The sequence below is a fragment of the Brachybacterium phenoliresistens genome, from assembly GCF_039530785.1.
Taxonomy (GTDB): Bacteria; Actinomycetota; Actinomycetes; order Actinomycetales; family Dermabacteraceae; genus Brachybacterium; species Brachybacterium phenoliresistens.
Genome location: NZ_BAAAOW010000010.1, coordinates 22701 through 49298, shown reverse-complemented (window position 1 = coordinate 49298; position 26598 = coordinate 22701). Strand labels below are relative to the sequence as shown.

24 protein-coding genes are annotated in these 26598 nt (G+C 73.9%); 7 read left to right on the top strand and 17 right to left on the bottom strand.

Going from position 1 to position 26598, the window contains the following annotated elements:
* Positions 1-45: 45 nt before the first annotated feature.
* Together ABD234_RS16555 and ABD234_RS16550 are read left to right on the top strand one after the other, a co-directional pair.
* Positions 46-432 (top strand): cold-shock protein, encoded by a 387-nt coding sequence (locus ABD234_RS16555; RefSeq protein WP_038373626.1) that lies wholly within the window; start codon positions 46-48, stop codon positions 430-432.
* Between the two features lie 2 nt (positions 433-434).
* On the top strand, positions 435-1418 hold the full coding sequence (locus ABD234_RS16550; RefSeq protein ID WP_344358606.1) for a DUF3027 domain-containing protein: 984 nt from the start codon (positions 435-437) through the stop codon (positions 1416-1418).
* Positions 1419-1747: 329 nt separating this feature from the next.
* Here the strand turns inward: ABD234_RS16550 and ABD234_RS16545 are convergent, their stop codons facing one another.
* The 9 genes from ABD234_RS16545 to ABD234_RS16505 all read right to left on the bottom strand — a co-directional run bounded on the left by ABD234_RS16545 (position 1748) and on the right by ABD234_RS16505 (position 13818).
* Entirely contained in the window at positions 1748-2887 is a 1140-nt protein-coding gene (locus ABD234_RS16545; RefSeq protein WP_038373628.1) for a DNA polymerase III subunit delta', read from the bottom strand.
* A 40-nt stretch (positions 2888-2927) separates the two neighbouring features.
* Positions 2928-3686, bottom strand: a complete 759-nt coding sequence (gene tmk, locus ABD234_RS16540) for a dTMP kinase (RefSeq protein WP_084148580.1) — start codon at positions 3684-3686, stop codon at positions 2928-2930.
* Positions 3683-4741: a Gfo/Idh/MocA family protein gene (locus ABD234_RS16535; RefSeq protein ID WP_051487003.1), complete on the bottom strand. Its 1059-nt coding sequence runs from the start codon at positions 4739-4741 to the stop codon at positions 3683-3685. Before ABD234_RS16535 ends, tmk begins: the two co-directional genes overlap by 4 nt.
* 98 nt (positions 4742-4839) lie before the next feature.
* A complete protein-coding gene (locus ABD234_RS16530) occupies positions 4840-5694 on the bottom strand; it encodes a carbohydrate ABC transporter permease (RefSeq protein WP_038373629.1) in 855 nt (284 codons plus the stop codon).
* Entirely contained in the window at positions 5691-6851 is a 1161-nt protein-coding gene (locus ABD234_RS16525; RefSeq protein WP_425546801.1) for a carbohydrate ABC transporter permease, read from the bottom strand. The genes ABD234_RS16530 and ABD234_RS16525 overlap by 4 nt, the downstream gene beginning before the upstream one ends.
* Positions 6848-8194, bottom strand: a complete 1347-nt coding sequence (locus ABD234_RS16520; protein WP_344358600.1) for an ABC transporter substrate-binding protein — start codon at positions 8192-8194, stop codon at positions 6848-6850. The genes ABD234_RS16525 and ABD234_RS16520 overlap by 4 nt, the downstream gene beginning before the upstream one ends.
* Positions 8195-8450: 256 nt before the next feature.
* Positions 8451-11144, bottom strand: coding sequence for a type I DNA topoisomerase (topA, locus tag ABD234_RS16515; RefSeq protein WP_344358597.1), 2694 nt, complete (start codon positions 11142-11144; stop codon positions 8451-8453).
* 119 nt (positions 11145-11263) lie between these two features.
* Complete coding sequence (locus ABD234_RS16510; RefSeq protein ID WP_344358594.1) at positions 11264-12286, bottom strand: phosphatase PAP2 family protein; 1023 nt, start codon at positions 12284-12286, stop codon at positions 11264-11266.
* On the bottom strand, positions 12283-13818 hold the full coding sequence (locus ABD234_RS16505; protein WP_038373637.1) for a DUF7059 domain-containing protein: 1536 nt from the start codon (positions 13816-13818) through the stop codon (positions 12283-12285). The genes ABD234_RS16510 and ABD234_RS16505 overlap by 4 nt, the downstream gene beginning before the upstream one ends.
* A gap of 88 nt (positions 13819-13906) precedes the next feature.
* On the opposite strand from ABD234_RS16505, the gene ABD234_RS16500 reads away from it, so the two are divergent.
* A complete protein-coding gene (locus ABD234_RS16500) occupies positions 13907-16390 on the top strand; it encodes a DEAD/DEAH box helicase (protein ID WP_344358590.1) in 2484 nt (827 codons plus the stop codon).
* 33 nt (positions 16391-16423) lie between these two features.
* Here the strand turns inward: ABD234_RS16500 and ABD234_RS16495 are convergent, their stop codons facing one another.
* The 7 genes from ABD234_RS16495 to ABD234_RS16465 form a co-directional block, all read right to left on the bottom strand.
* Complete coding sequence (locus ABD234_RS16495) at positions 16424-16807, bottom strand: Rv3654c family TadE-like protein (protein ID WP_344358587.1); 384 nt, start codon at positions 16805-16807, stop codon at positions 16424-16426.
* Positions 16804-17253 carry a TadE family type IV pilus minor pilin gene (locus ABD234_RS16490; RefSeq protein ID WP_344358584.1) on the bottom strand — a complete coding sequence of 150 codons (450 nt, stop codon included), beginning with the start codon at positions 17251-17253 and terminating at the stop codon, positions 16804-16806. The genes ABD234_RS16495 and ABD234_RS16490 overlap by 4 nt, the downstream gene beginning before the upstream one ends.
* The gene (locus ABD234_RS16485) at positions 17250-17609 is read right to left on the bottom strand and encodes a DUF4244 domain-containing protein (RefSeq protein WP_344358581.1); all 360 of its coding nucleotides are present in this window, start codon (positions 17607-17609) and stop codon (positions 17250-17252) included. Before ABD234_RS16485 ends, ABD234_RS16490 begins: the two co-directional genes overlap by 4 nt.
* A gap of 94 nt (positions 17610-17703) precedes the next feature.
* Positions 17704-18819 carry a type II secretion system F family protein gene (locus ABD234_RS16480; protein ID WP_344358576.1) on the bottom strand — a complete coding sequence of 372 codons (1116 nt, stop codon included), beginning with the start codon at positions 18817-18819 and terminating at the stop codon, positions 17704-17706.
* Positions 18816-19994, bottom strand: a complete 1179-nt coding sequence (locus tag ABD234_RS16475; protein WP_344358573.1) for a TadA family conjugal transfer-associated ATPase — start codon at positions 19992-19994, stop codon at positions 18816-18818. Before ABD234_RS16475 ends, ABD234_RS16480 begins: the two co-directional genes overlap by 4 nt.
* On the bottom strand, positions 19982-21259 hold the full coding sequence (locus ABD234_RS16470) for a CpaE-like family protein (RefSeq protein ID WP_344358569.1): 1278 nt from the start codon (positions 21257-21259) through the stop codon (positions 19982-19984). Before ABD234_RS16470 ends, ABD234_RS16475 begins: the two co-directional genes overlap by 13 nt.
* Before the next feature lie 416 nt (positions 21260-21675).
* The gene (locus tag ABD234_RS16465) at positions 21676-22476 is read right to left on the bottom strand and encodes an exodeoxyribonuclease III (RefSeq protein ID WP_344358566.1); all 801 of its coding nucleotides are present in this window, start codon (positions 22474-22476) and stop codon (positions 21676-21678) included.
* A gap of 96 nt (positions 22477-22572) precedes the next feature.
* Between ABD234_RS16465 and ABD234_RS16460 the strand changes: the two genes are divergently transcribed.
* Positions 22573-23418 carry an SDR family NAD(P)-dependent oxidoreductase gene (locus ABD234_RS16460; RefSeq protein ID WP_038373643.1) on the top strand — a complete coding sequence of 282 codons (846 nt, stop codon included), beginning with the start codon at positions 22573-22575 and terminating at the stop codon, positions 23416-23418.
* 56 nt (positions 23419-23474) lie between these two features.
* Complete coding sequence (gene pyrE, locus ABD234_RS16455) at positions 23475-24035, top strand: orotate phosphoribosyltransferase (RefSeq protein ID WP_344358561.1); 561 nt, start codon at positions 23475-23477, stop codon at positions 24033-24035.
* Between the two features lie 94 nt (positions 24036-24129).
* On the opposite strand, the gene ypfJ is transcribed toward pyrE, so the two are convergent.
* Positions 24130-25050 (bottom strand): KPN_02809 family neutral zinc metallopeptidase, encoded by a 921-nt coding sequence (ypfJ, locus tag ABD234_RS16450; protein ID WP_344358558.1) that lies wholly within the window; start codon positions 25048-25050, stop codon positions 24130-24132.
* A 119-nt stretch (positions 25051-25169) separates the two neighbouring features.
* Between ypfJ and ABD234_RS16445 the strand changes: the two genes are divergently transcribed.
* Together ABD234_RS16445 and ABD234_RS16440 are read left to right on the top strand one after the other, a co-directional pair.
* Positions 25170-25844 carry a DedA family protein gene (locus ABD234_RS16445; RefSeq protein ID WP_344358555.1) on the top strand — a complete coding sequence of 225 codons (675 nt, stop codon included), beginning with the start codon at positions 25170-25172 and terminating at the stop codon, positions 25842-25844.
* A complete protein-coding gene (locus ABD234_RS16440) occupies positions 25828-26496 on the top strand; it encodes a TrmH family RNA methyltransferase (protein WP_344358552.1) in 669 nt (222 codons plus the stop codon). Before ABD234_RS16445 ends, ABD234_RS16440 begins: the two co-directional genes overlap by 17 nt.
* Positions 26497-26598 lie beyond the last annotated feature (102 nt).

The window sequence follows — 26598 nt, the reverse complement described above, 5'->3', positions numbered from 1 at the left end:
CGGCCCCCGGGCAGACCGATGAACCAGCAAGGAACGGGATCCGCGGTGCCACGTGGCAAGGTGAAGTTCTACGACGCCGAGAAGGGCTTCGGCTTCGTCCTCGACGAGGAGAGCGGCGAGAGCGTGTACGTGCACGCCACCACGCTCCCGGAGGGCGTGGAGACGCTGCGTCCTGGCGCCAAGGTCGACTTCGACGTCGCCGACGGCCGCCGGGGTCCGCAGGTGCTCTCCCTGCGTCTGCTCGAGTCCGCGCCGTCCGTGTCCCGGGCGCGCCGCACGAAGCCCGAGGAGATGGCGGTCATGGTCGAGGACCTGATCCGTCTGCTCGACGACGCCTCGACCGGGCTGCATCACGGCCGCTACCCCGATCGCGGGCACTCCCAGAAGATCGCCACCGTCCTGCGCGCCGTCGCCGAGAACTTCGAGGCCTGAGAATGACAGCTGCCACCGCCCCCTCCGCGGGCCGGCCCGCCCGCACCCGTTCCGGGAAGGCGAAGCCGAAGCTCGACGCGATCGCCGCCGATGCCGTCGAGATGGCGCGCGCGGCGCTCGAGGAGGTCACCGAGCCGGGCCAGGTCGGTGAGCATCTGCGGGTGGAGGCCACCGGCGACCGGATCGTCGACCACGTCTTCGCCTGCGCCATGCCCGGCTACCGGGGATGGTCCTGGCACGTCACGGTGGTGCGCGCGTCCCGCGCCAAGGTCGCGACCGTCGCGGAGACGGCGCTCCTGCCCGGCGAGGGCGCGCTGCTCGCGCCCGACTGGGAGCCCTGGTCCGAGCGTCTGCGTCCCTCCGACGTCGGCGCCGACGACCTCCTGCCCTACCGCGACGAGGACGAGCGCCTCGAGTTCGGCTACGAGCAGACCGACGACGAGGAGGCCGACCGCGTCGCGCTGTGGGAGCTCGGCCTGGGCCGCCCCCGCGTGCTGTCCCCGCAGGGGCGCGCCGAGGCCGCCGAGCGATGGGTCGGCGGGGAGTTCGGGCCGCGCGAGACGTCCTCCCGGGGGCGCAAGGGCACGGTCACGGCCAACTGCTCGAGCTGCGGCTTCCTCTCGCAGCTGTCCGGCGCCCTGCGCGGCGAGTTCGGCGTCTGCACGAACGAGTGGTCCCCGGCTGATGGCCGCGTCGTCCATCTCCAGTACGGCTGCGGCGCGCACTCGGAGACGGGCAAGGAGGAGGCCGCCGCGAGCGAGTTCGCGATCGCCGAGTCCGTGGTCGTCGACGAGCTGCAGGTCGACTACGAGCTGATCCCGACCTCGGGCGACGACACCGCGACCGACGCCGACGCCTCGGCCGACGCTGACGGCTCGACCGACAACACTGCGACCGACAAGGCCGCGACCGATAAGGCCGCGACCGATAAGGCCGCGACTGACGGCGGCGCCGCGGACTCCTCCGAGGAACCGACCGAGAACTGATCCCTCCCCGCTTCGCGCGTGCGCGGGGCGGGCCGGGACATCGAGCGGAGTCATGTCGTCGCTTCCTTCACGGGAAGCGACGGGATGACTCCGCTCGTTCTCGTAGCGACGACGTCACTCCGCTCGATTCCGACGGACTCCGCCCGGCGTGTCATCACCGGCGCCCCTCCGCGCCTCCAGGACGGTCTCGTGACGCCGGCCCAGGGGCCCGGGAAAAGGTGGTGCCGGAGACGGCGCGGACGTCACCCGGCACGAGGTGCAGGTCCGTGCCGGGCGATGCGGTGCGCGACGCGTGCTCGGGCCGCGCGCGGCGCGGTGCTCGGGCGGGGTCAGCGCAGGGTGACGGCGATGCGCGAGAGGAGCGCCTCGATCGCGAGCAGCGGCGGCACGTTGCCGGCGATGCGGGCCCGGGTGCGCTGGACGGCGTCCAGCAGCGCGAGCGTGGTGCGGCCGTCCCCGGCCTCGGCGGCGACGCGGATCTCCGTCTCGACGCCGGGGTTGACGAGGTCGCTGCCGGTGCGGATCTGCAGGGTCAGCACGTCGCGCAGCACGGAATGGGCATCCAGCAGGTAGCGGTCCAGCACGTCGCGCACCAGGCGGGTCTGGCGGCGCTTGGCATCGTCCTCGAGCTGCTTGACCTGGCTGCGCAGCGCCGGAGGCACCTTGCCGTCGTCGATCCCCGCCGAATGCAGGAACCGGCTGCGCTCCTCGGCGGCGACCTGGTCCGCGTGCTCCTTCGCCTCCGCCGTCGCCCGCTCCACCAGCGCCGCGGCGGCGAGCACCGCCTCGCCGCTGGAGCGCAGGCCCAGCAGGGTGCGGGCGGCGTCCTCCCGTGCCGCGAGGACGCCGTCCTGCGTGGCGTAGCGCAGCGCCAGGCCGATGTGCCCCTGGGCGGCGCGGGCGGCCCGCGCCGCGAGCTCCGGCTCCACGCCGTCGCGGCGGACGAGCAGCTCGGCGACCACATCGGCCGCCGGCACGGTGAGGGTGACGACCCGGCAGCGGGAGCGGATCGTCGGCGCGAGATCCTGCGGGGAGGGGGCGCACAGCATCCAGACCGTGGCCGGCGGCGGCTCCTCGATGGACTTCAGCAGCACGTTGAAGGTCCCCGCGCTCATGCGGTCCGCGTCCTCGATGACGATCACGCGGTGACGCCCGGTGGCGGGGGCACGCTGCGCCGTCTGGACCAGGGAGCGGATCTCCTCCTTGGCGATGGAGAGCTTGTCCGTCGCCACGACGGTCACGTCGGGGTGGGTGCCGGCGAGCACCGTGCGGCAGGCCAGGCAGGAGCCGCATCCGGTGCCGTCCTCGCACTGGAGGGTCGCGGCGAAGGCCCGCGCGGCGGTGGACCTCCCGGAGCCGGGCGGGCCTGCGATCAGCCAGGCCTGGGCGAGGGAGCCGCCGGGCGCGGCGGCGCGGCGGAAGCCGGCGACGGCGTTCTCCTGGCCGACGACGTCGTCCCACACGCTCATGCGTGCCGTCCTCTCGGGGTGCTGCAGGGCATCGGGGCGTTCACTCCTCGTCGCGGCGCGACGGCGGGGGCGCGGGCTCGAAGGTCGGGTCGAAGCGCGAGAGGTCCTCGGCGATCGCGTCGAGGACGCGGCGATGGATCTCCTCGCGCGGCAGCGTGGCGTTGATGACCTCGAAGCGCTCCGGTTCCGCCGCCGCGAGCTCGAGGAACTTCTCGCGCACCTGCCCGTGGAACTCCTGGCCCTCCTGCTCGAGACGGTCCAGGGTGCCGGCCTCACGGCGCTCGGCGAGAGCCTCCGGGGGCAGGTCCAGCAGGATCGTCCGATCGGGGATGATGCCGCCCACGGCCCACAGCGACAGGGCGGCGATCTCGTCGCCGTCCAGGTCCCGTCCCGCGCCCTGGTAGGCGATCGAGGAGTCGAGGTAGCGGTCGGTGAGCACCAGGCCCCCGCGGGCGAGGTGCGGGCGCACCACGGACGCGATGTGGTGGGCGCGGTCCGCCGCGTAGAGGAGGGCCTCCGCCTTGTCCTCGACATGGTCGCCGTGCAGGACGAGCTCGCGGATCCGCTCCCCGAGCGGAGTGCCGCCGGGCTCCCGCGTGACCAGCACGAGGTCCTCGTCGACGGTGCGCTCGGAGACGAGGTACTGCTGCAGCAGGGAGATCTGCGTGGTCTTGCCCGCGCCGTCGCCGCCCTCGAAGGAGATGAGCAGCCCGCGACGGGGGCGGTGCGGGGTGGGGATGCGCAGGAACGGCGGGGCGAGGCCGGGGACGGGCGGCGGGGCCGGGGAATCGTGGCTCACGCGCGGGCCTCCGAGGGGTAGACCACGCCCAGCGCGGCGCGGGCCTGGTCCATCGAGCGCATCACGGAGATGCTGTCCTCCCAGGTCATCAGCGGGGACTCGAGGAGCCCCGCGGCGATGCACCGGGCGGCCTCGGCGGCCTCGTAGACCAGGCCGTCGGCCGGATCGCCGGGATGGGAGAACGAGGCGGAGCGCCCGTCGCGCAGCTCGACGCGCAGGGTCCCCGGGGCGAAGAAGGCGCCGTCCAGGCGCACGCGGCCCTCGGTGCCGCTGATGACGGCCTCGATGGGGGTGAGGGAGCGCAGCGTGGTCGACAGCGTCGCATGCCCGCCGCGGGCACCGCGGGCGACCATCGCGACGGTGGCGTCCACGCCCAGGGAGGTCTGCTCGCCGAGCGCGGCGAGATCCTGCAGGTCGCCCAGCACCATCTGGGCGAAGCTGATCGGGTAGACGCCGAGGTCCAGCAGGGCGCCGCCGCCCAGCTCGGGGGCGTGCAGCCGGTGCGCAGGGTCCTCCGGGAAGGACTGGCCGTGGTCGGCCTGGACCAGGACGGTCTCGCCGATCAGCCCCTGCGCGAGGACCTGGCGCAGGACGTCGAACTGCGGCAGGAAGCGCGCCCACAGCGCCTCCATGAGGAACACTCCGCGCTCCCGGGCGAGGGCGACGAGATCCTCGGCCTCGGCGGCGTTGAGGGTGAAGGCCTTCTCGAGCAGGACGGGCACGCCGGCCTCGAGGGCCTGGCGGGCCATGGCGTGGTGCTGCGCCATCGGCGAGGCGATGTAGACCGCGTCCAGCCCGCCGGCGGCGAGCATGGCGCCCAGGTCGTCGTGGGCGCCCTCGACGTCGTGGGCCGCCGCGAAGGCCTGTGCGCGCTCGAGGGAGCGGGAGGTCACGGCGACGACGCGGGAGGCGGAGGCGCGGTGCAGGGTCTCGGTGAACTGCGTGGCGATGTGGCCGGGGGAGACGACGCCCCAGCGCAGCGCGGGCGCCTCGCGGGGGTCGGGGACCTGGGACGGCGGCAGCGCGAGGTCGCCCTCGGCATGGCGGGAAGTCATGGCACCAATCTATCGGCTGCGCCGACGGACGAGGCCCACCGGCTGTCCGATGTGGACAGCCGATGGGTCCGTCGTGCGCCGCATGCCGCAGCGGCGGATCAGCCCTTGACGGCGCCGGAGGTCATGCCGCGCACCAGGAACTGCTGCAGGCTGAAGAAGACGATCATCGGGATGACCATCGACAGGAACGCGCCCGCCGTGAGCAGCTCCGCGCCCTGCCCCTGGGTGCCCAGCATCTGCTGGAGGTCGACGATGACGGTCTTGTTCGCTCCGCCGCCGATGAACAGCTTCGCGATGAGCAGGTCGTTCCACACCCACAGGAACTGCAGGGTGGCGAAGGCCGCGATCGCGGGCGAGGACATCGGCGCCACGAGCTTCCAGAAGGTCTGGAAGTGGGAGGCGCCGTCGATCTTCGCGCTCTCCACGACCGAGTTCGGGAGCGTCGCCATGTAGTTGCGCAGGGTGTAGACGGCCAGCGGCATGCCGAAGCCGGTGTGCAGGAGCCACACGGCCACGAACTGGCCGTTGATGCCCAGGCCGCGGGGCCCCAGGAGGTCCAGCATCGGCTGGAAGGCCACCTGGATGGGCACCACCATCACGGCCACGATCACGATGAAGAGCACATCCTTGCCGGGGAAGCGCATGAACGTGAAGGCGTAGGCGGCGAAGGCCGCGAACATGATGGGGAGCACCGTGGCGGGCACGGCGACCACGATCGAGTTCACCAGCGAGCTGCCCATGCTGGTGTTCTCGAACAGGCCGCGGTAGTTGTCGAGGGTCCACCCGCCTCCGAAGATCGAGCTCCACCAGCCGCTGGTGGCGGCCTCCTCACGGGTGCGGAAGCTCGTGACCAGCAGGCCCACGGTGGGGATGGTCCACAGGATCACCATGAGGGGCATGGCGATCATGGCCAGGGGCGAGCGACGCCGCCCGTCCTTCATCGTGCCGCTCATCGGTTCGCCTCCTGCTGACGGAAGCTCCGCACCTGGTACACCAGGATCGGGAGCACGAGGATCAGAAGCACCACCACGACGGCGGAGGCCTGCCCGGCCTGCTGCTCGACGAACAGCTTGCGGAAGAACAGGTTCGCGATCACGTCGGTGCTGTCACGGCCGTTGGTGGTCACGTAGATGATGTCGAAGACCTTCAGCACCAGGATCAGCACGGTGATGAAGACCGCCAGCATGGTGGGGCGGACCTGGGGGAACACGATCTGCCAGAAGATGCGGCCCTCGCTGGCCCCGTCCATGCGGCCGGCCTCGATGGTGTCCTCCGGCACGCCCTTGATGGCCGAGCTCAGCAGCACCATGGCGAAGCCCGTCTGCAGCCAGATGAGGATGACCATGAGCAGCAGCGAGTTGAGCCGGGCGGTGTCGATCTGGTACCAGGCGTGGGGCTCGCCGCCGAGGGCGACCACGATGGCGTTGAGAAGGCCGGTCTGCGGGCTGCCGGGGGTGTTGTAGGCGTAGATCAGACCCCAGATCGTCGCCGCGCCGACGAAGCTGATGGACATCGGCAGGAAGATGAAGGACTTCGCGATCCGCTCCCCGGTGGCGGAGAGCTTGTCCGCCAGCACCGCGACGGCCAGGCCGAACGCGACGGTGAGGATCGGGACGATGAGGATCCAGAGCAGGTTGTTCAGCAGGGCGGACCAGAAGCCCGCGTCGCCGAAGATCGCCTGGTAGTTCTGGAGCCCCACCCAGGCGGTGGAGTCCTTGTTCGCGAAGGAGTACACGATGGTCTGCACCGTGGGGTACAGCAGCAGGATCGCGATGAGGCTGAATCCCGGCAACAGGAAGGCGTAGGGGATCAGTCCCTCGGAGAAGCGGGACGGGAACCCCTCGATGCAGAGGTTCAGGAAGTAGAAGAACACGACCGAGCCGCCGATGCCGACGATCAGGCCGAGAAGGCCGATGAGGATCCCGGACCCGGCGAACCACTGCGGGTAGTAGGCGAAGGCGAGGAAGATGTTGCACACGAGCCAGGCCGTGACGACCATCCCCACCGCGCCGATGAGCAGCCGCACGGGGCGCGCCGGGGAGCCGGCGCGACGCTCCGGCTCCGGCGCGGCCGCGGCCGCGCCCGGGGAGGTGCTGGTTGTGGTGGTCACGACGGCCACCCGGCCTCGATCTCGTCGCACACGGTCTGTGCGTCCTTGGCGCCCTGCAGCCACTCGACCATGCCGGTCCAGAAGGAGCCGCCGCCGACGGCATTGGGCATGAGGTCGGAGCCGTCGAAGCGGAACACCTGGGCATTGGTCGCGATCTCGGCGAGCTTCCGGGTGAGCGCATCGGCGTAGTTCTCCGGGGCGAAGGTCCTGTGCGCGCTGAGCCAGCCTGCGTGCTGCGCCCACGGCTTGCCGAAGTCCTCGGAGGTCAGGAACTGCATGACCTTGACCGTGTCGTCGTTCAGGGTGAACATCGCGGCGAGGTCGCCGCCGCCCAGGATGGGCTGCCCGTCGAATCCGCCCTCCCAGGTAGGCATGGCGAAGACTCCGACCTCCTCGTCCAGATTCTCCTGGATGGCCTGCGGGAAGAAGCCCGTCACGAAGTTCCCCTGTCGCACGAACATCGCCTGCGGCGGATTCGTGAACAGGGGCAGCGGCGCCTCGGAGAACGGCGTGTTGATGATCGTGGATGTCCCGCCGAGGACGTTGCCCTCGGTCTTGAGCAGGTCGCCCACGATGTCGAAGACCTCGACGACCTCGGGGGAGTTGAAGGGGATGTTGTGGCTGGTCCACGCGTCGTAGATCTCGGGCCCGTGGACGCGGAGCATGAACTCCTCGACCCAGTCGGTGCCCACCCAGCCGGTCGCCTGGTCAGCACCCCAGCCGTCGGACCACGGGGTGATGCCGTCGGCCTTGATCTGGTCGGCGATCGTGTAGAGCTCCTGCATCGTCACGGGGTCGGTCGGGTAGCCGCCGGCCTCGTACGCCTTCTTCGGGTACCAGATCATCGACTTCAGCGTGAGACGCATCGGCGCCCCGTAGACGCGCCCCTGGAGACGGGCGGAGTCGAGGAAGCCTGGGATGAGGGTGTTCTCGAGAGCGTCATAGTCGAGGTAGACGTCGATGGGGGTGACATGCCCCTGCGCTGCGAGGTCGAAGAGCCCGCCTGGCTGGGGGAACAGAGCGATGTCGGGGGCGTCGCCGGCACCGACCCGCTGCTGGATGGTCGTGGTGAAGTCGGAATCCGGCGTGTACTGGATCGTGATCTCGGACTCGGCCTCGAAGTCCGCGAGGGACTCCTCGAACGCGTCCTTCTCCTGCCCGCCGAAGGCGCCGAGGATGGTCACGGTGCCGGTGCCGGGGGTGTCGCCCTCGGTGTACTTCTGCCCGCCGCCACCTCCTCCGCCGTTGTTCGGATCGGGGTTCTGCAGGCAGCCGGAGAGGCCCGCGGCCGCCGTCGCGGCAGCCCCTGCCAGGACCGTGCGCCTGCCCGGACGTCGAATCATGGTCACTCCTTCGTGGACGGGCTGGTGTGCTGAGGGTCACTCTATGGCGTTCCGTCCTGCCCGGCACTCGTCCCGGGGGTCCTGGCACGTCCCGTGTCCGCACGGTAACCCTGGCGCGCGATCCTGACCGTTCCATCGGCGGCAATGACGCGCTTCGGTCATGCGCTGCGAGGCTCCCGGCGCGCTGCCGGGCACGCGCGAGGGCCCGGCCTCCCTGAGGAGACCGGGCCCTGCATCCCTCGGGCGAGGGACGGGATCACTTCTTCGCGGTGGAGGACTTCTTCCGCGGGGTCGTGGTGCGGCGCGTGGTGCTCTTCTTCGCCGGGCCCTTGGCGCGCTTCTCGGCGAGGCGCTCGACGGCGACCTCGTGGGTCAGCGACTCGAGGGCGTCGTCCTTGCGCAGCGTCACGTTGGTGGTGCCGTCGGTGATGTAGGGACCGAAGCGGCCGTCCTTGACGACGATAGGCTTCTCGCTCGTCGGGTCGGTGCCGAGCTCCTTCAGCGGCGGCTTCGCGGCCGCGCGCCCCCGGGTCTTGGGCTGGGCGTAGATCGCCTCGGCCTGCTCGAGGGTGATGGTGAACAGCTGCTCCTCCGACTCCAGCGAGCGGGAGTCGGTGCCCTTCTTCAGATACGGCCCGTAGCGGCCGTTCTGGGCGGTGATCTCGGTGCCGTCCTCGGTGGTGCCGACCAGGCGCGGCAGGCTCAGCAGCTTCAGCGCGTCCTCGAGCCCGACGGTCGCCAGGTCCATCGACTGCAGCAGGCTGGCGGTGCGGGGCTTGGGCCGCTTCGACTTCGGGGTCTTGTCCTCGGGATCCTCCGGCAGGACCTCGGTGACGTAGGGCCCGAAGCGGCCGTCCTTGACGATGATCTCGTGGCCCGACTCCGGATCGGTGCCCAGCACGCGGCCGTCGTCCTTCTGCCGCTCGAGCAGCTCGCGGGCCTTCTCCACGGTGAGCTCGTCGGGGGCGATGTCATCGCCGACCGAGGCGCGCTGCGGATCCGCGCCCTCGATGATCTCGCCGTCCTCGCCGCGGGCCGCACGCTCCACGTAGGCGCCGTAGCGGCCCACGCGCAGGGTGATGCCCTCGCCGATGGGGATGCTGTTGATCTCCCGGGCGTCGATGTCGCCCTGGTTCTCGACCATCGGGCGCAGGCCGATGGGCCCGCTCGAGCCGTCCGAGGTGTAGAAGTCGCGCAGGTAGTCGCCCCGATCGAGCTCGCCGCGCGCCATCAGGTCGAGCTGCTGCTCCATCTGCGCGGTGAAGTCGTAGTCGATGAACGTGCCGAAGTGGTCCTCGAGCAGGCGGACGACGGCGAACGCCGTCCAGCTGGGCACCAGCGCGCTGCCGCGGCGCAGCACGTAGCCGCGGTCCTGGATCGTGGTGACGGTCGAGGCGTAGGTCGAGGGGCGGCCGATGCCGCGCTCCTCGAGGGCACGCACCAGCGAGGCCTCCGTGTAGCGGGGCGGCGGGGTGGTCGTGTGGCCGTCAGGCACGAGCTCGCGCACGTCGAGCTGCTGGCCCTCCTCCATCTGCGGCAGGCGCTTGTCGCCGCCCTCGTCGTCGTAGCGGCTGGCGTCGCGGCCCTCCTCGTACGCGGCGAGGAAGCCGCGGAAGGTGATCACGGTGCCGGCGGCGCGGAACGTCGCCGAGCGCCCGGAGCCCTGGACCTCCAGCTCGACGGTGGAGGTGGTGCCCTTGGCATCGGCCATCTGCGAGGCGACGGTGCGCTTCCAGATCAGCTCGTACAGACGGAACTCGTCGCCGGTCAGGCGCCCGGCGACCTCCGCCGGGGTGCGGAAGGTGTCGCCGGCGGGGCGGATCGCCTCGTGCGCCTCCTGCGCTCCCTGGGACTTGTTCTGGTAGGAGCGGGGCTTGTCGGGCACGAACTGCGACCCGTACAGCTCGGAGGCCTGGGCGCGGGAGGCCCGGATCGCCTCGCCCGAGAGGGCGACCGAGTCCGTTCGCATATAGGTGATGTAGCCGTTCTCGTACAGGCCCTGCGCCACGCGCATCGCCTGACGGGCGCCCAGGCGCAGCTTGCGCGAGGCCTCCTGCTGCAGCGAGGAGGTCGTGAACGGCGGGGCCGGACGGCGGGTGTACGGCTTGGACTCGAGCGAGGTGACGGTCGCGGGGGAGTCCTCCAGCGCCGCGACGAGCTCGCGGGTGCTCTCCTCGGTGAGCACGACGGCGTTCTTGGCGCGGGTCTTCAGCGTGCCGTCGTCCTCGAAGTCCGATCCGCTGGCCACCCGTGCGCCGTCGGCCGTGGTGATCTTGGCGGTGAAGGCAGAGCCCTCGGCCTCCTCGGTCGCGAAGGTGCCGGTCACGTCCCAGTAGCCGGCGGCGACGAAGGCCATGCGCTCGCGCTCGCGCTGGACGACCAGGCGGGTGGCGACGGACTGCACGCGGCCCGCGGACAGGCTCGGACGGATCTTGCGCCACAGCACCGGCGAGAGCTCGAAGCCCACCAGGCGGTCCAGGATGCGGCGGGTCTCCTGCGCGTCGACGAGGTTCGTGTCCAGCTCGCGCGTGTTCGTCAGCGCCTGCTGGATCGCGTCCTTGGTGATCTCGTGGAAGACCATCCGATGCACCGGCAGGGACTTCTTGGGCTTGAGGGTCTCCAGCAGATGCCAGGCGATGGCCTCGCCCTCGCGGTCCTCATCGGTGGCGAGGTAGAGGGCGTCGGCGTCCTTGAGGAGCTTCTTGAGCTCGGCGACCTTCTTCTTCTTGTCGGGGTCCACGACGTAGTACGGCTCGAACCCCTCCTCGACGTTGACGCCGAACTTGCCGAAGGGGCCCTTCTTCATCTCCGCCGGGAGGTCCCGGGGGACGGGGATGTCCCGGATGTGGCCGACGGATGCCTCCACGACGAAGTCATCCCCGAGATACCGCCCGATGGTCTTCGCCTTCGCGGGGGACTCGACGATCACCAGATGCCGTGCGCCAGTCACGATCACACTTCCTTCCAGGGCAGGACCGGGGGTGTTCTTCGCGCCGCACGGCGGATCCCCCGGAAGATCGGGGCCCATCGCCCCGGCGATCCATCACGGTACACGGTCCGGGCCGGGCCTCACCGAGAAGTGTGGTCTACCCGAAGCACCAGCACCGTTCCGACCAAAGCGCTGGTGCCCGCGAGGATCGCGAGGATCGAGGCGGCATAGGCCGTCCGCTGGTGGGCGATGTCCTCCAGCTGCAGCGGGGTGGGGATCGCGGCGCCGGCCAGGAGCGCACCGGCGACGGCGACGATCGCCACGGCGATCAGCAGCACGGCTCCGGCCGCTCCGGAGCGGCGGGCCGGGGCGCCCTCCCGCGCCCTCGGACGCGCGGGGGCCGCGGGGCCGCCGGCCGCTGCGGCCGCGGCGTCGAGCGCCAGCATGAGGAAGGTCCATGCCCCCACCACGAGCACGGCCCCGGCCACGTCGCTGGGCCGATGCCAGCCCTCGGCCATCGTCCCCACGCCGGCGCCGACGGCCCAGCCCGCCGCGAGCACGGCCGCCAGGGACCGCAGCCGGTCCGGGACGGCGAGCACGATCGCGACCGCCGCCGCCATGGCGAGGGTGGTGTGCCCGGAGGGGAAGGAGTTGGGGGTGACCTCGATGCCCTCGGCGAGGACGTCGCGGGGCACCAGCAGATGCTTGACGACCTGGGTGGTGAGGTTCGCGCCGATCACCATCGCGGTGATCTGCGCGAGCAGCCCCACCCGCCGCCGGGCGATGCACAGCACCCCCGCGGCTAGCAGGATCGCGATGATCACCGGGACGGTCACGGTGGAGATCGCCGGGAACACGAGCTGCGCGACGAAGGAGCCGTCGGCCTGCGCGGCGCTGAGGATCAGCTGGTCCAGGCGCTGCCCGCGCGCGGTGCCGACGGCGAAGCGCACCAGCTGCCAGGTCCCGAGCCCGCAGACGACGGCGGCCAGCAGCGCGCTCACCGCCCGCACGACGTGCCCGGCGCGTCCGGTGCGCGCGGCGGGCGACGGCGGTCCGGGCTGCGGGGGAGCGTCGGCCGGGGCCGGGGCCGGGGCCGGGGCCGGGGCGGGGGAGGGCGAGGGCGGCAGCTCGGGCGTGGCCGGCGAGGGCGGGACGGCGCTCACAGCTGCAGCATCCCGGTGCGGACCAGCTCGCGCAGCCGGCCGGTCTCCTCCGCGCGCACCTGCGCCTCGTCGGCATCGGTCAGCGCGCACACGGCGGAGATGATCTGTCCCAGGGTGAGGGTGCCGTCGCAGGCGCCGACCGTCGCGGCGAGCGTCTGCGACAGGGGCACCGCCCGGGCGAGCCCGCCGCCCTGGACCAGCTCGATGAGCATCGGGTCCCAGGCCCCGGGGGTGAGGTGGCGGCGCTCGACGACGTCCTCGGCGCGCACCGGACGGGAGGCCAGGAGCTCCTCGTCGCCGAGGTCCGCCAGATGCTCCAGGGCGTCCAGGCTCTCGCCCATGTGCGCGCCGAGGGTCCCGCTGCCGGTGCCGTGCACCTCCTCGGCGACCAGCCGGGCGGTCGTCGGCCGGGCCGGGCGGCGCAGCAGCAGGTAGCCGAAGCCGATGCCCTCCACGTCCCGGGCCTCGAAGTCGTCCAGCCATGCACCGATCAGCGGCTCCCACCGGGCATCGCGGGTGGTGACGCCGCCGTCGCGGGCCCAGGTGGCCGCGTAGGCCGCGGGATCCTCGCGATCGCGCTGGACGACCCAGGCGTGGACGCCGTCGGCGATCGCCGGGGCGAACCAGGCGCGGGGGTGCTCGTCCCAGGCGGCGCCGGTGGAGATCTCCCAGTTGCCGAGCATGACGGCGGTGCCGCCGGGAGCCAGGTGCGCGGGCAGCTCCTCCAGGAGGGCGGCGAGCAGCGTGTCCCCGGCGCGGCCCCCGTCGCGGTAGGTGTACGCCGACTCCTCGCCGCGCGGGGTGATGACGAACGGCGGGTTGGAGACGACGAGGTCGAAGGTCTCCCCGGCCACGGGGTCGAGCAGGGAGCCCTCGCGCAGCTCGATCTCGATCCCGTTCAGCGCGGCGGTGAATCCTGCGAAGGCGAGGGCGCGCGCGGACAGGTCGGTGGCCACCACCCGGCGGGCGTGCCGGGAGGCGTGCATCGCCTGGATCCCTCCGCCGCAGCCCAGATCCAGCACGCTGTCGACCCGTCGTCGCGGGGTGATCCGGGCCAGGGTCAGGGACGCGCCGCCGACGCCGAGGACATGGTCGGGGTGCAGCGGGGCACCGGTCGCGAGCTCGGACAGGTCCGAGGCGATCCACCAGCGGATCTCGCCGAGGTCGTCGGAGGCGGCGTACGGGGAGAGGTCCACCTGCGCGGCGACGGTCCCGTCCGCCTCCTCGCGCACCAGGCCCAGGGCGATCGCCCCGTCGACCGTGAGGGCGGGAAGCGCCTGCTCGAGCGCGGGCCGCGGAGGCCGGGCACCGAGGGTGAACAGCGCATAGAGCACCGAGAACGCATCGGTGCGCGCCGCGAGCACGCGGCGCGCCGGCGCCGGGTCCTCCCGGCGCAGGGCGCCCACCGCGACAGGCCCGAGGACCTCCTCGGCACGGGCCACCGAGTAGTCGGCCGCGCGGAGGTCGGAGCGCAGCGCGGGCAGCAGGTGGGGGAGCGGGCGGGGCGGGGCCGCAGGCGGCGGTGTGGGCATGGCTACGATTGTGCCCCAGCGCCCGAGGGGCGCCCGGGGAGGCCCTGTGAGGGGACTGCGCGGATCCGTCGGGGAAGCGAGGAACACGGTGCGCCGAGGCAGGGCCCATGATCTGCTGCGCGATCTGTCCGAGCCGCTGACCCGCCGCTCCTGCATCACCCACGTCGAGGACCTGCCGCGGCGGGAGGGACGCACCGGCCGGTTCCCCGACTGGACCGACCCCCGGCTGCTCGAGCATCTCGCGGACCAGGGCATCCATGCCCCGTGGATCCACCAGGAGCAGGCGGCGCGGCTCGCGCACGAGGGCCGGCACGTGGTGCTGTCCACCGCCACCGCCTCGGGGAAGTCGCTGGCGTACCTGCTGCCCGCGCTCACCGCCATCGGCGCCCGCGAGCTCGATCCGGAGCAGCGCCGGGCGAGCGTGCTCTACCTCTCGCCGACCAAGGCGCTGGCGGCGGACCAGATGACCAACATCGTCGCCCTGGCCGACGGCGCGGGCATCCGCGACGCCCGGGTGGCGGTCTTCGACGGGGACACGCCCACCGAGATGCGCCGATGGATCCGCCGCCACGGCTCCTTCGTGCTGACCAACCCCGACATGCTCCACTTCGGGATCCTCCCCGGCCACGAGCAGTGGGCGCACTTCTTCCGCGCCCTGCGCTACGTGGTGATCGACGAGTGCCACAGCTACCGCGGCGTGTTCGGCTCGCACGTGGCGATGGTGATGCGCCGCCTGCGCCGCATCGCGGCGCACTACCGCGCGGACCCGACGTTCATCCTCGCCTCGGCGACCACCGCGAACCCCGAGCTGTCGGCCTCCCGGCTGATCGGTGCAGACGTCGAGGCCGTCACCGAGGACGGCTCCCCCCGGGCGGGCCTCACGTTCGCGCTGTGGGAGCCCGGCACCCGCACCCCCGGCGCCCGCCGGGGCACCGACCCGGCCGGCGAGCCCTCCGGCGCGGCCGGGGCCTCCGCATCCCCGGGCGCGGCGACCGGCTCTGCGGAGCCCGATGCGCAGGATGGGGAGGAGGCGGACGCCGACCGGGAGGAGATGCTGCGCCGCTCGGCGACCACGGAGGCGGCGTCGCTGCTGGCGGACCTGGTCGCGCGGGATGTGCAGACCCTCGTGTTCGCCCGGTCCCGGCGCGGCGCGGAGCTCGTCGCCGACGGGGCGCGCCGGATGCTCGGCGAGCAGGCCCAGCAGCGCTCCTCGGCCGAGCTCGCCGACCGGGCCGGACGGATCGCCGCCTACCGCGGCGGGTACCTCGCCTCCGAGCGGCGCGCCCTGGAGGAGTCCCTGCGCTCGGGCGCGCTGCGGGCGCTGGCCTCCACCAACGCCCTCGAGCTGGGCATCGACGTGGCGGGACTGGATGCGGTGATGATCGCCGGCTGGCCGGGGACCCGGGCCTCGGTGTGGCAGCAGGCCGGGCGCGCCGGACGGCGCCAGGACGGCGACGGCGGCGCCCTGGCGGTGCTGATCGCCCGGGAGGACCCGCTGGACACCTACGTCGTGCACCATCCCGAGGCGCTGTTCGGCACGGAGGTGGAGGCTGCCGTGTTCGACCCCGCCAACCCGTACGTGATGACCCCGCACCTGTGCGCCGCGGCCTCCGAGCTGCCCATCCGGGACGGCACCGAGGGCATCTTCGGGCCCACGGCGCGGGACCTGCTGCTGACCCTCTCCCAGCGCGGCGTGCTGCGGCACCGGACCGCAGGCTGGTACTGGACCCTCACCGAGAGCGCCCACGACCTCACCGACCTGCGCGGCAGCGGAGGCGAGCCGGTCCGGATCGTCGACGCCGGCAGCGGGGTGCTGCTGGGGACGGTCGATGCCGCGAGCGCGCACACCCAGGTCCACGACGGCGCCGTCTACCTCCACCAGGGGCGGACCTTCGTGGTCGACCACCTCGACGTGGAGAAGGCCGTCGCCTTCGTCCACCGCGAGGACCCCCTCCACTCCACGCACCCGCAGTCGACCTCCAGCATCCGGGTGCGGCAGGTCGAGCAGCAGATCCCCTGGGCCGGCGGCATCTCGCTGTGCTTCGGCACGGTCGACGTCACCGACCACGTCACCGGGTACCAGGTGCGGGACGTGTTCACCCAGGCGGTGCTCGCCCAGCACCCCCTGGACCTGCCGCCGCGGACCCTGACCACCCGCGCCGTGTGGTGGGTGGTGCCGCAGACGCTGACCGATGCCCATGAGCTCTCCGGCGAGATGCTGCCCGGCGCGCTGCATGCCGCCGAGCACGCTGCGATCTCGATGCTGCCGCTGCTGGCGACCTGCGACCGATGGGACATCGGCGGGGTGTCCACGGCCCTGCACGAGGACACCGGGGAGCCGACGATCTTCGTCTACGACGGCGCCCCGGGCGGGGCGGGCTTCGCCCAGCGCGGCTTCGAGGACGCTGCGGCCTGGGTGCGTGCCACCGCCGACATGATCGCGGAGTGCCCCTGCGCATCCGGCTGCCCGGCCTGCGTCGTCTCGCCCAAGTGCGGCAACGGCAACGAGCCCCTGAGCAAGTCGGGGGCCGCGCTGCTGCTGGACCTGCTGCGGCCCGCCGGGACGGACTGACCGCGGCCTGCCGCCCCCGGGCGGCTGCGCAGCTCATCGGGGCAGGCCCGACGACGGGGCGGGGCCGGCCCGGGCCCGGCCGGAGACCGGCGGCAGGGCGCCGGCATCGACCGCGACCGTGACGATCACGTCCCTCCCGGCGACGGCGCAGGACGCGAGCTGCGCGCCGTTGCGCCGGGCGACCTCGCCGGCGATCGGGCACGGATCCCCTGATCCTGCGGCCAGCGCATCGGCCCCGGCCAGGGCGGCGAGGTCCGCGGCGGTGTCCGCCCTCGCCTGCGCGGCCGCCCCCAGGCCCAGCAGCGACAGCGCCCCGAGCATCGTCACGGCCATCCCGACCCAGGCGATCACGGCCGCGGGCGCCGACCCGCGATCGGAGACGATCGCGGCCCGGGCGCCGCGCCGTTCCGCGCTCACGGTCCCCTCCGTCGCCGCGCCGGGAACCCGGCGACCGCGAGCGCGGCGCCGTCCAGCAGATGCGGCTCACGGCGCGCCTCCGCATCGGCGCGCAGGGTCCAGCGCGCCCCGGACAGGAGGCCGGCCGGGCCGTGCAGGGTGCGGCTGGTCTCGACGCGCACCCACGTCCCGTCCCCGCCGATGGACACCTGCGTGTCCGCGCCGCCGACCCGCTGCGCCGCCTCCCGGGCCGATCCGGGGCTCTCGCCGCGGGCCAGCTCGCGGGCCCCGGCCCGCGCCGCCGCCTCGAGCCGCACCTGCAGCGACAGCCCGACCCCGGCCACGGCGATGACCAGGACGAGCGCCACGATCACGGGGAGCACGATCGCGGTCTCGGCGGTGGCGGAGCCCCGGTCCTCCCGCAGCGAGGAGGACCGGGGCCGGCCGGATCGGGGTGTTCCGGTCACTGCCCCAGGGAGAGCGCGGTGGTGATGATGCTCATCAGCATGCCGCGGACCTCTCCCGACTTCAGCAGCACGACCAGCACCGCGGCGAAGCCGCAGGCGGCCAGGACGGTGATGGCGTACTCCGCGGTCGAGGCGCCGGTCTCATCGGCCAGGGCGTCCAGGAGCCACGGCTCCTCGATCTCGTCCTGGGCGGTGGTCGCCTCGGGGCCTCGGGCCGCAGGGCACTCGGCGCAGAGGGCGGCGGGGACCTCGGAGCCGCGGGCTGCGGGGCCGTCGCCGGGGACCGGGGCGAGGGAGTGCGAGAGCTCGTCCGCGGGGGAGGAGAGCTCCGGCACGGTGGTGAGGGTGATGGACATGGTGTTCCTTTCGTCGGGCGGCGCGAGCGCCGCGGGGTGGGCGACCGGAGCGGCCGCCCGGCCCGGAGAGCTCTCCGGGGGTCTCGGGTGCGGGTCAGGGCCCGGCGGAGAGCAGCGTCCCGCCCTCGAAGGCCCCGCCGAGCAGGGAGCTGAGCGTGGGGATGATGCCGAGCACCACGAAGGCGGGCAGCAGGGTGAGCCCGGTGGGCAGCACCAGGCGCACGGCGAGCCGCGCGGCCGCGGCCTCGGCGCCGCGGGCGAGCATCCGGCGGGAGTCGGCGGCGCTCGAGCGCAGGATCTGCGCGAGGTCCGCGCCGGATCCATGGGCCAGCAGCGCCGCCTCCCGCAGCGGCGCCAGGCTCGGCCCGAGCTCCCGGGTGGCGGCCTCGGGGCCGACCCCGGCGGTCAGCGCCGCGGCGAGGGCGCACAGCCGCGCGCCCGCGGCCGTCGGGTGGATCGCCTCGCCGACGGCACGGACCGCACCGGCCAGCGGGACCCCGGCGACCAGCGGCCCGGCGATCAGCTCGAGCACGACCGAGGGGTCGACCTCGACCCGCGGACGTCCCGAGGCGGCCCGCAGCAGGCGGTGCATCCACCACCAGCCCGCGGCCGTCAAGGCGCAGCCGATCACCAGCAGCGCCCTCCCGGAGGGGGTCCCCAGCAGCACGCCGACGGGATCCACCCCGATCAGCGTGCCCAGGGCGATCCCCGCCAGCGGCAGCACCAGCAGGATCCGGGCGGTGCTGCGCGGTCCGGCGAAGGCGGAGCCCCGGGCCAGCTGGGCATCGTGGAGGTCGCGCAGCGCCTGGGCGAGGGAGAGCAGCACCCCGGAGGCGGGCGCGCCGGTGCGGGCGCAGACGTCGAGCGCCGCCTGCAGGGAGGCCACCTCCCCGAGCCCGCGCAGCGCCGGACCGGCTGCGGCGCGCGGGGTGGAGCCCGCTGCGAGGCGGCGGGAGAACTCCGCGAGCTCACCGGGCGGGAGGGACCGCGCGACGCTCGACCAGGCCTCGGGCATGCTGACGCCGCTGCCGAGCACCGTCGCCAGGCGCTCGACCATGCGGGCCACGTCCAGCGCATCCGGCCGGGACCTGCCCCGCCGGCCCGGCGGCGGCGCGGTCCCCGCCGTCGGCGCCACGACCGGAGCGGGGGCGGCGGCGCACACCCACAGCAGGAGCACCAGGAGGGCGGCGAGCACGAGAGCGGGGATCACGGGGCGGCCCTCCGTCCCGCGCTGCGCGCCGTCGCGAGCGTCTCGGGCAGGCCCAGGCGGGCGGACAGCTCCTCCCAGCCCGGTCCGGCGGCCGGCGCCTCCCCGGCGAGGTCCAGGGCCGGCGTGGTGGTGAGCTCGCCGCCGCGGGCCCGATGCAGCAGGGCGATGTGCTCGAGGCGACGCCTCCCGTCGTGCCGCCCCAGGTGGATGACCACGTCCAGGGCGCTCGCGGCCTGCGCGGCGAGCGCCCGCGGGTCCAGGCCGCCGAGGGCGCCGAGGGACTCCAGCCGGGCAGGGACGTCCGCCGCGGTGTTCGCATGCAGCGTCCCGCAGCCGCCCTCGTGCCCCGTGTTCAGGGCCTGCAGCAGGTCCCGCACCTCGGCGCCGCGGCACTCGCCCAGGACGATCCGATCCGGGCGCATGCGCAGGCACTGGCGCACCAGCACCGACAGGTCCACCCCGCCCGCGCCCTCGCTGTTGGGATGGCGGGACTGCAGCGACACGGCATGCGGGTGATCGACCTCGAGCTCCTGCGCGTCCTCGACGATGACGATCCGCTCCTGGGCGGGCACGCGGGCGAGCATCGCCGCCAGGACGGTGCTCTTGCCGCTGCCCGTGCCGCCCGAGACGACGAACGCCACCTTGGCTGCGACCACGGCCTCGAGGACCTCCCGGCCCAGGGCATCGAAGGCCCCGGCGCGCTCGAGGCCCTCGAGGTCGAAGGCGCGGGCCGCGGGGAGGCGCAGCGAGATGAGCGTCCCGGCGGTCGACAGCGGCGGCAGCACGGCGTGCAGGCGCGCGCCGCCGGGAAGGTGCGCGTCCACGAACGGCACCGCGTCGTCCAGGCGGCGGCCCCCGAGGGTGGCCAGGCGCACCGCCACGTCCCGGGCCTGCGCGGGGCTCAGCACGATCTCGCTGCGCTGCAGGCCCTCGCCCGCGTCGACCCAGGCGCTGCCGTCGCCGTTGACGAGGATGTCCGTGACCCCGGGGCCGAGCAGACCCTGCAGGGGGCCGAGACCGTGCACGTGGTCGCGCAGCATCGCGGTGGTGCGCAGCAGCTCGGCGGCCCCGACGACCTGTCCGGCGTCGCGCAGCAGCCGCGCCACGCGCGGCACGTCCACGGGCCCCGGCGAGCGCACCAGATCGTCGCGGACCCGTCGGATCAGCTCGTCCATCGCGATGCCTCCTGCCAGCGCCGCGCCAGCTGCGCGCACAGCTTGTCGGCGCCGCGGCGGCGCACGTCCAGCAGGGGGACCAGCTGCGGGGAGGAGTCGGCGAAATGCCCGGCCAGCGGCAGCCCGAGGTCGGCGGAGACGTCCCCGGGGCGCAGCGGCCCGCGCGATCGGCGCACCACCAGCTCGCAGCGGCCGCGGGCGCCGTCCCAGCCGGCCAGGCGCCGGGCGGCGGCCCGCACCGCGTGCTCGGCGGCGGGGACGACCAGCGCGAGGCGGTCCAGGTGGGCGAGGGCGGCCGGCACGTGGTCGGGGGCGAGATCGGCGACCACGACGCCGTCCAGCGGGGCCAGGGCGGCCAGCGCGGCCGCGGTCCGTTCCGGGCTCGGGGCGCCCCCGGCCCGGGCGGTGAGCAGGTGCACGCCGTCGACCACCGGCAGGCCCTCGCGCAGCTGGGCTCCGTCCTGGGCGTCCAGGCGGCCCACGTCCTCCCAGGCGCCGCCGCGCGAGGCCGGCGCCTCCACCAGCAGATCCAGGCCGCCGCCCAGGGGATCGGCATCCACCAGCACGGTCGGCGTGCCGCGCCGCGCCCAGGCTCCGGCGAGGCGGGCCGCCAGGGAGCTGGCGCCGGCGCCGCCGCAGCCTCCCGCCACGCCCAGCACGAGCGCGCCGCCGCGCGGGCGCAGCGCCTGCCCCAGCAGGTCCAGCAGCTGTCCCGACTCCTGCGGCAGCCGCACCACCGCCTCCACGCCGAGACGGAGGCAGAGGCGCCACTCCTCGTCGTCCAGCGGGGCCTCGCCGGTGACCGCGATCAGCGTCGGGGCGCTCTCGCGGGACCGGGACGCGGCAGGGGAGCGCCGGGCGAGCCCCGGGACGGTGCCGATGACGAGGTCCGCCCTGCCCGAGCCGGGTGCCGGGGGAGCGTCGGCCTCCGTCTGCGGTGCGAGGATGCCGCCGGCGGCGGCCACGTGATCGCCCACGAGGCCGCGCAGCCCCTGGTCGTCCCCGCACCACAGCACCCGCGGCGCGGACCTGGCGCGGTCGCGCGGGGCGGTCGCCTCGGCCTCGGCCCTCGAGCCCCCCGTCGTCCTCGCCGCCCCCGCGGCCGACGGGACGGCGGGCGCGCGGACCGGGTCGGCGCCGTCCGCGGGGGCCGGGGCCGGGGCCGGCACGGCGGTGCCGGGCACGGCGGGGTCGCGCACCGCGGGGAAGCGGGAGGGCGGGCGCCGGACATCGGGGGTGCGGAGGTCTGCGGGAGGAGCTGCCATGCGCCACATCGTGGGCGCGGGACGCGTGCCGGCGCATCGGCCGCGGCCGTTCTGGGGAGAAGTCGGCGCTGGGGAGGAACAGCGGCCCAGCCGCCCCGGCCGCTGCGGATCGACGGGGCGTCCGTGCAGGTCAGAGGCTCTTGTCGACGGCCGACGCCGGGAGTATGGTGTACCTCACATCGACGCGGAAGGGGCTCGGAACCCACGTGCGGACGGTCCACGACACGGACCCGCTGCGGGGAGCCGACAGCTCCTCGACAGCAGGACAGGTGCACGCCTGATCCCGGGTCCCGACCGCGTCGAGGCGGCGCCGTGGGAGGACCGCGGCGCCGGAGCCCGGCGAGGTGGCGCCGGACGCGGACGGCCCGCCCCCGCACGTCGCGGAGAGCGGGCCGCACCTGTGCGCGGGAAGGTCCTCAGAGGTCGACGTCGACGACGACCGGCGCGTGGTCGGAGGCGCCCTTGCCCTTGCGCTCCTCGCGGTCGATGAACGACCCGGTCGTCGCGGCCTGCACGGCAGGGGACCCCAGCAGGAAGTCGATGCGCATGCCCTCCTTCTTGGGGAAGCGCAGCGCCTGGTAGTCCCAGTAGGTGTAGACGCCGGGGCCGGGGTGCTCCGGGCGCACCAGATCGGCGTATCCGGCCTCGACCACGGCGCGGAAGGCCGCGCGCTCGGGCTCGGTGACGTGGGTCCGGCCCTCGAAGAACTCCATCGACCAGACGTCCTCGTCCTGCGGGGCCACATTGAAGTCGCCGCACAGGATCGCCCGCGCGGCGGGGTCCTGCGCGAGCTCCCGCGCGCCCTCCGCGCGCAGGGCCTCCAGCCAGCGCAGCTTGTAGGCGTAGTGGGGGTGGTCGATCTCCCGGCCGTTGGGCACGTACAGCGACCAGATCCGCAGGCCGTCGCCCACCACCGCGCTGATCGCGCGGGCCTCGACCACGCCACCGGGCTCCTCCGGCCAGGTCGGCACCGCCGGCAGCTCCCGGCGCACGTCGGCCAGCCCGACCCGGGAGATGAGCGCGACCCCGTTCCACTGGTTCAGGCCGTGGGCGGCGACCTCGTACCCGGCCTCGAGGAGGGGATCCAGGACCAGCTGCGCCGGCTTCGCCTTGATCTCCTGCAGGGCCAGGACGTCGACCTGATGGCGATCCAGGAACGCGACGACGCGTTCGGTCCGGGCGCGCAGGGAGTTGATGTTCCACGTGGCGATTCGCATGCTCCCGATCCTAACGGCGCGCACCGACGCCGGCCCCGGGTGAAGGGTCCGTGAAGGGCACCTGCGCAGATGCCCGGCTCGCCGTACGATCGGCCTATGACGCGCGCATTGGTCACCGGCTCCACCGCAGGCCTGGGCCTGGAGTTCGCCTGGCAGCTCGCCGGGACCGGCCACGACCTCGTCCTCGTGGCGCGCAACGAGGGCCGCCTGCACGCGATCGCGGCGCAGATCCGCGACGTCCACTCCGTGGAGGTCGACGTGCTCGCGGCCGATCTCTCCGACAGACGCCGCCTGGACGCCGTGGCCCGGCGCCTGACCGATCCCGTCGACCCCATCGACCTGCTGGTGAACAACGCCGGCTACGGGCTGCGCGGCACCTTCCTCGAGGTCCCGGTCGAGGACCACGAGCGGCAGATGGACACGCTCATGCGCGCCGTGCTGGTGCTCTCCCATGCGGCGGCCCGGGTCATGGTGCAGCGACGCCGCGGGGCGATCCTCAACGTGTCCTCGCTCGCCGGCTACACGGCCACCGGCCCCTATGCCGCATCGAAGAGCTGGGTGACCGTGTTCACCGAGTCCCTCGCGACCGAGCTCAAGGGCACGGGCGTGACCGCGACCGCGCTGCTGCCCGGGTTCGTCCAGACCGAGTTCCATGAACGGGCCTGCATGAACGTCGAAGGGCTGCCGCGCGTGACCTGGCTGAAGGCGCCCTATGTCGTCGAGCAGGCGCTCAAGGACACGGCGAAGGGCCAGGTCATCTCGATCCCCTCGGTGAAGTACCGCACCGCCGGGGAGTTCTCCCGCATCGCGCCGCGCAGCCTGATGCGGCGCCTGGCCTCGCCGCGCTGGCAGCAGCGGCTGATCGAGAAGAAGGTCTCCCGGGCCCGCCGCCGCGCCTCCCGGCGCGATCTGCACGCCCCCTGGCAGCAGAGCGAGGAGTGAGCCGGCGGCCGCGGGCGCAGGAGGCCGAGTCGGGGCATGGCCGCTACCCTGGGGCCATGACCGACACCGCCGCTCGCGACCGCCTGCTCCAGCTCATCCGTGACCTCGCCGTCGTGCGCGGGAAGGTCACGCTCTCCTCCGGCGCGGAGGCCGACTACTACGTCGACCTGCGCCGCATCACCCTCCACCACGAGGCCTCGCCGCTGGTGGGCACGGTCATGCTGGACGTGCTGCGCGAGGCGGGCCTGGTCCCCGGGGTCGAGGCCGTCGGCGGCCTGACCCTCGGCGCGGACCCGGTCGCCACCGCCGTGATGCATGCGAGCGCCGCCGCCGGGCTGGGGATCGACGCCTTCGTCGTGCGCAAGGAGCAGAAGGCGCACGGACTGCAGCGCCGCATCGAGGGCCCGGGCGTCGCCGGCCGCCGCGTGGTCGCCGTCGAGGACACCTCCACCACCGGCGGAAGCGTGCTGACCGCCGTCGAGGCGCTGCGCGAGGCGGGCGCCCGGATCGACACGGTCGCCGTGATCGTCCACCGCTCCGAAGCCTCCCGCGAGGCCGTCGAGAGCGCGGGGCTGCGCTACCTGTACGCCTACGAGCTGGACGAGCTGGGCCTCTGAGCCGCGCGCCCGGGCACCGTGCCCGGGAGGGCGCCGCGCCGCGGGTCGACCGGGATCGCCGCGCGGCGCCTCGGGCGCGCGGAGCCCTGGGGCCTCAGACCTCCGCCTCCGAGAAGGTGTCGCAGGCCTGGTAGGTGCCCTCCTCGTAGCCGCGCAGGAACCAGGTGCGGCGCTGCTCGGAGGAGCCGTGGGTCCAGGAGTCGGGGTTGACCTCGCCGCCGGCGACCTCCCCCTGGATGTGGTCGTCGCCCACCGCGCTCGCCCCGGACAGGGCGTCCTCGATGTCCTGGCGCGTGAGCGGGGCGAGCATGGCGGTGCCGTTCTCGTCCACGGTGCTGGTGGCGTGCCGCGTCCACAGGCCCGCGTAGCAGTCGGCCTGCAGCTCCAGGCGCACCCCGTCGGACTGCGGGCCGGTGCCGCTGCGGTCGATGCGGGACATGGTGCCGTCGAGGTTCTGGATGTGGTGCCCGTACTCGTGGGCGACCACGTACATCTTGGACAGCTGGCCGCCCGAGGCCCCGTACCGGGACTCCAGCTCCTCGAAGAAGCCGGCGTCGATGTAGATGGTCGCATCGGCCGGGCAGTAGAAGGGCCCCACCGCGCTGGTGGCGGGACCGCAGCCCGTCTGCACCTGGCCGGGGTACAGCGTGCCGCGCGGCTCCGAGAAGTCGATCCCCGCCGCGGGCGCGGCCTGGGACCAGAACGAGTCCGCGGACTCGATGGTCGCCTGGACGAGGCAGTCGTCGCGCCGGTTGGCGTCCTCGCCGGTCTCGCAGCCCGCGAGCGCCTCGCCCGTCACCGGCTGCTCCTGCCCCGTGGTCGTGCCGCCCAGCAGCTCCAGCGGGTTCCCGCCCGCGAGCGCGTAGATGATCACGATGATCAGCAGCAGGCAGCCTCCGCCGCCGCCCAGCGCGATCCTCCCGCGGGGGCCGCGGCCCCCGCCCAGCATCCCGCCCCCGCCGCCCGAGCTCGAGACGTTGTCGGAGCGGATCTCCGCATTCGGGTTGAAGGTCATGGCCACACAGTAGCGCCGCCCCGGCAGGGGCACAGGGCGTGCCTGGAGGCTCCTCGGAGGGGCCCGCCCTACGATGTGCTGCGACGCGGGTTCTCGGAAGGATCGGCGGGAAGGGGCCGATGAACATCGTCGACTGGGCGGTCAGCACGATGGACCGCTTCGGCGGGCTCGGGGTGGCGCTGCTGATCTTCCTCGAGAACGTCTTCCCCCCGATCCCGTCCGAGGTGATCCTGCCGCTGGCCGGGGTCGCGGCCGCCGGGCCGCACCATTCCTTCCTCGGGATGCTGGCCTTCTCCCTGCTGGGCTCCGTGAGCGGGGCATGGCTGCTGTACGGGCTGGGCCGCGCGCTCGGCCCGGTGCGGCTGCGCCGCCTCGTCGTCCGCCTCCCGCTGGTGCACGTCGAGGATTACGACCGGACGGTCGGCTGGATGGACCGGCACGGGACCAAGGGGATCTTCTTCGGCCGCATGGTGCCGGGCGTGCGCTCGCTGGTGTCGATCCCCGCGGGCCTGTACGCGATGCCCATCGGCCGCTTCACCCTGCTCACCGCGGCCGGGAGCTCCCTCTGGAACACTCTGTTCCTCACCCTCGGGTACACCCTGGGCAGCAACTGGCACGTCATCGAGCCGTACACCGACGCGGTCTCCACGGTCGTCTACGCGATCGTGGCGCTGCTGGTCGGGTGGTGGTTCGTGCAGCTGCTGCGCCGGGAGCGGCGCCGCCGCGCCGCCGGACTGCCCGACCCCGATGCCGACGAGCTGGAGGCGATGACGGACCATGACCGCGAACGATGATGCGGCGGCGAGCGCGCCCGACGGGCCCGAGGCGCGGCACGGCCGTCCCGTCGGCGTCGGCCCGCACCCGGAGCCCTGGCCCGAGGACCCGCGGCTGGACCCCGCCCTGCTCGCGGCGGGCGATCACCGCAACGTGGTGGACCGCTACCGGTACTGGCGGCGCGAGGCGATCATCGCGGACCTCGACCGCAGCCGGCACGGCCTGCACGTGGCCATCGAGAACCTCGAGCACGACGCGAACATCGGCTCGATCGTCCGCACCGCGAACGCCTTCGCGGTGGAGGCCTTCCACATCGTCGGGCGGCGCCGCTGGAACCGGCGCGGCGCCATGGTCACCGACCGCTACCAGCACGAGATGCACCACCCCGACGTCGCCGATCTCGTCGCCTGGGCGCGGGCCGAGGACCGGGTGCTGATCGGCATCGACAACGTGCCCGGCTCGGTCCCCCTGGAGACGGCGGTGCTGCCGCAGCGGGCCGTGCTCGTGTTCGGCCAGGAGGGCCCCGGCATCAGCCCGGCCCTGCTGGACGCCTGCCGCGACGTCCTGGCCATCACCCAGTACGGCTCGACCCGCTCCCTGAACGTCGCGGCCGCGGCCGCGATCGCCATGCACACCTGGGTCCTCGTCCACGGGTCCGGACCGCGGCCCTGAGCAGAGCCCCGGCCCCGGCAGAATCCGTGCAGGTCAGGGAGGCATCGCGCGGCCGGGCCGGGGCCGCGTCCCGAGGGCGGGGACGCCTCGCTGCCCTCGGCC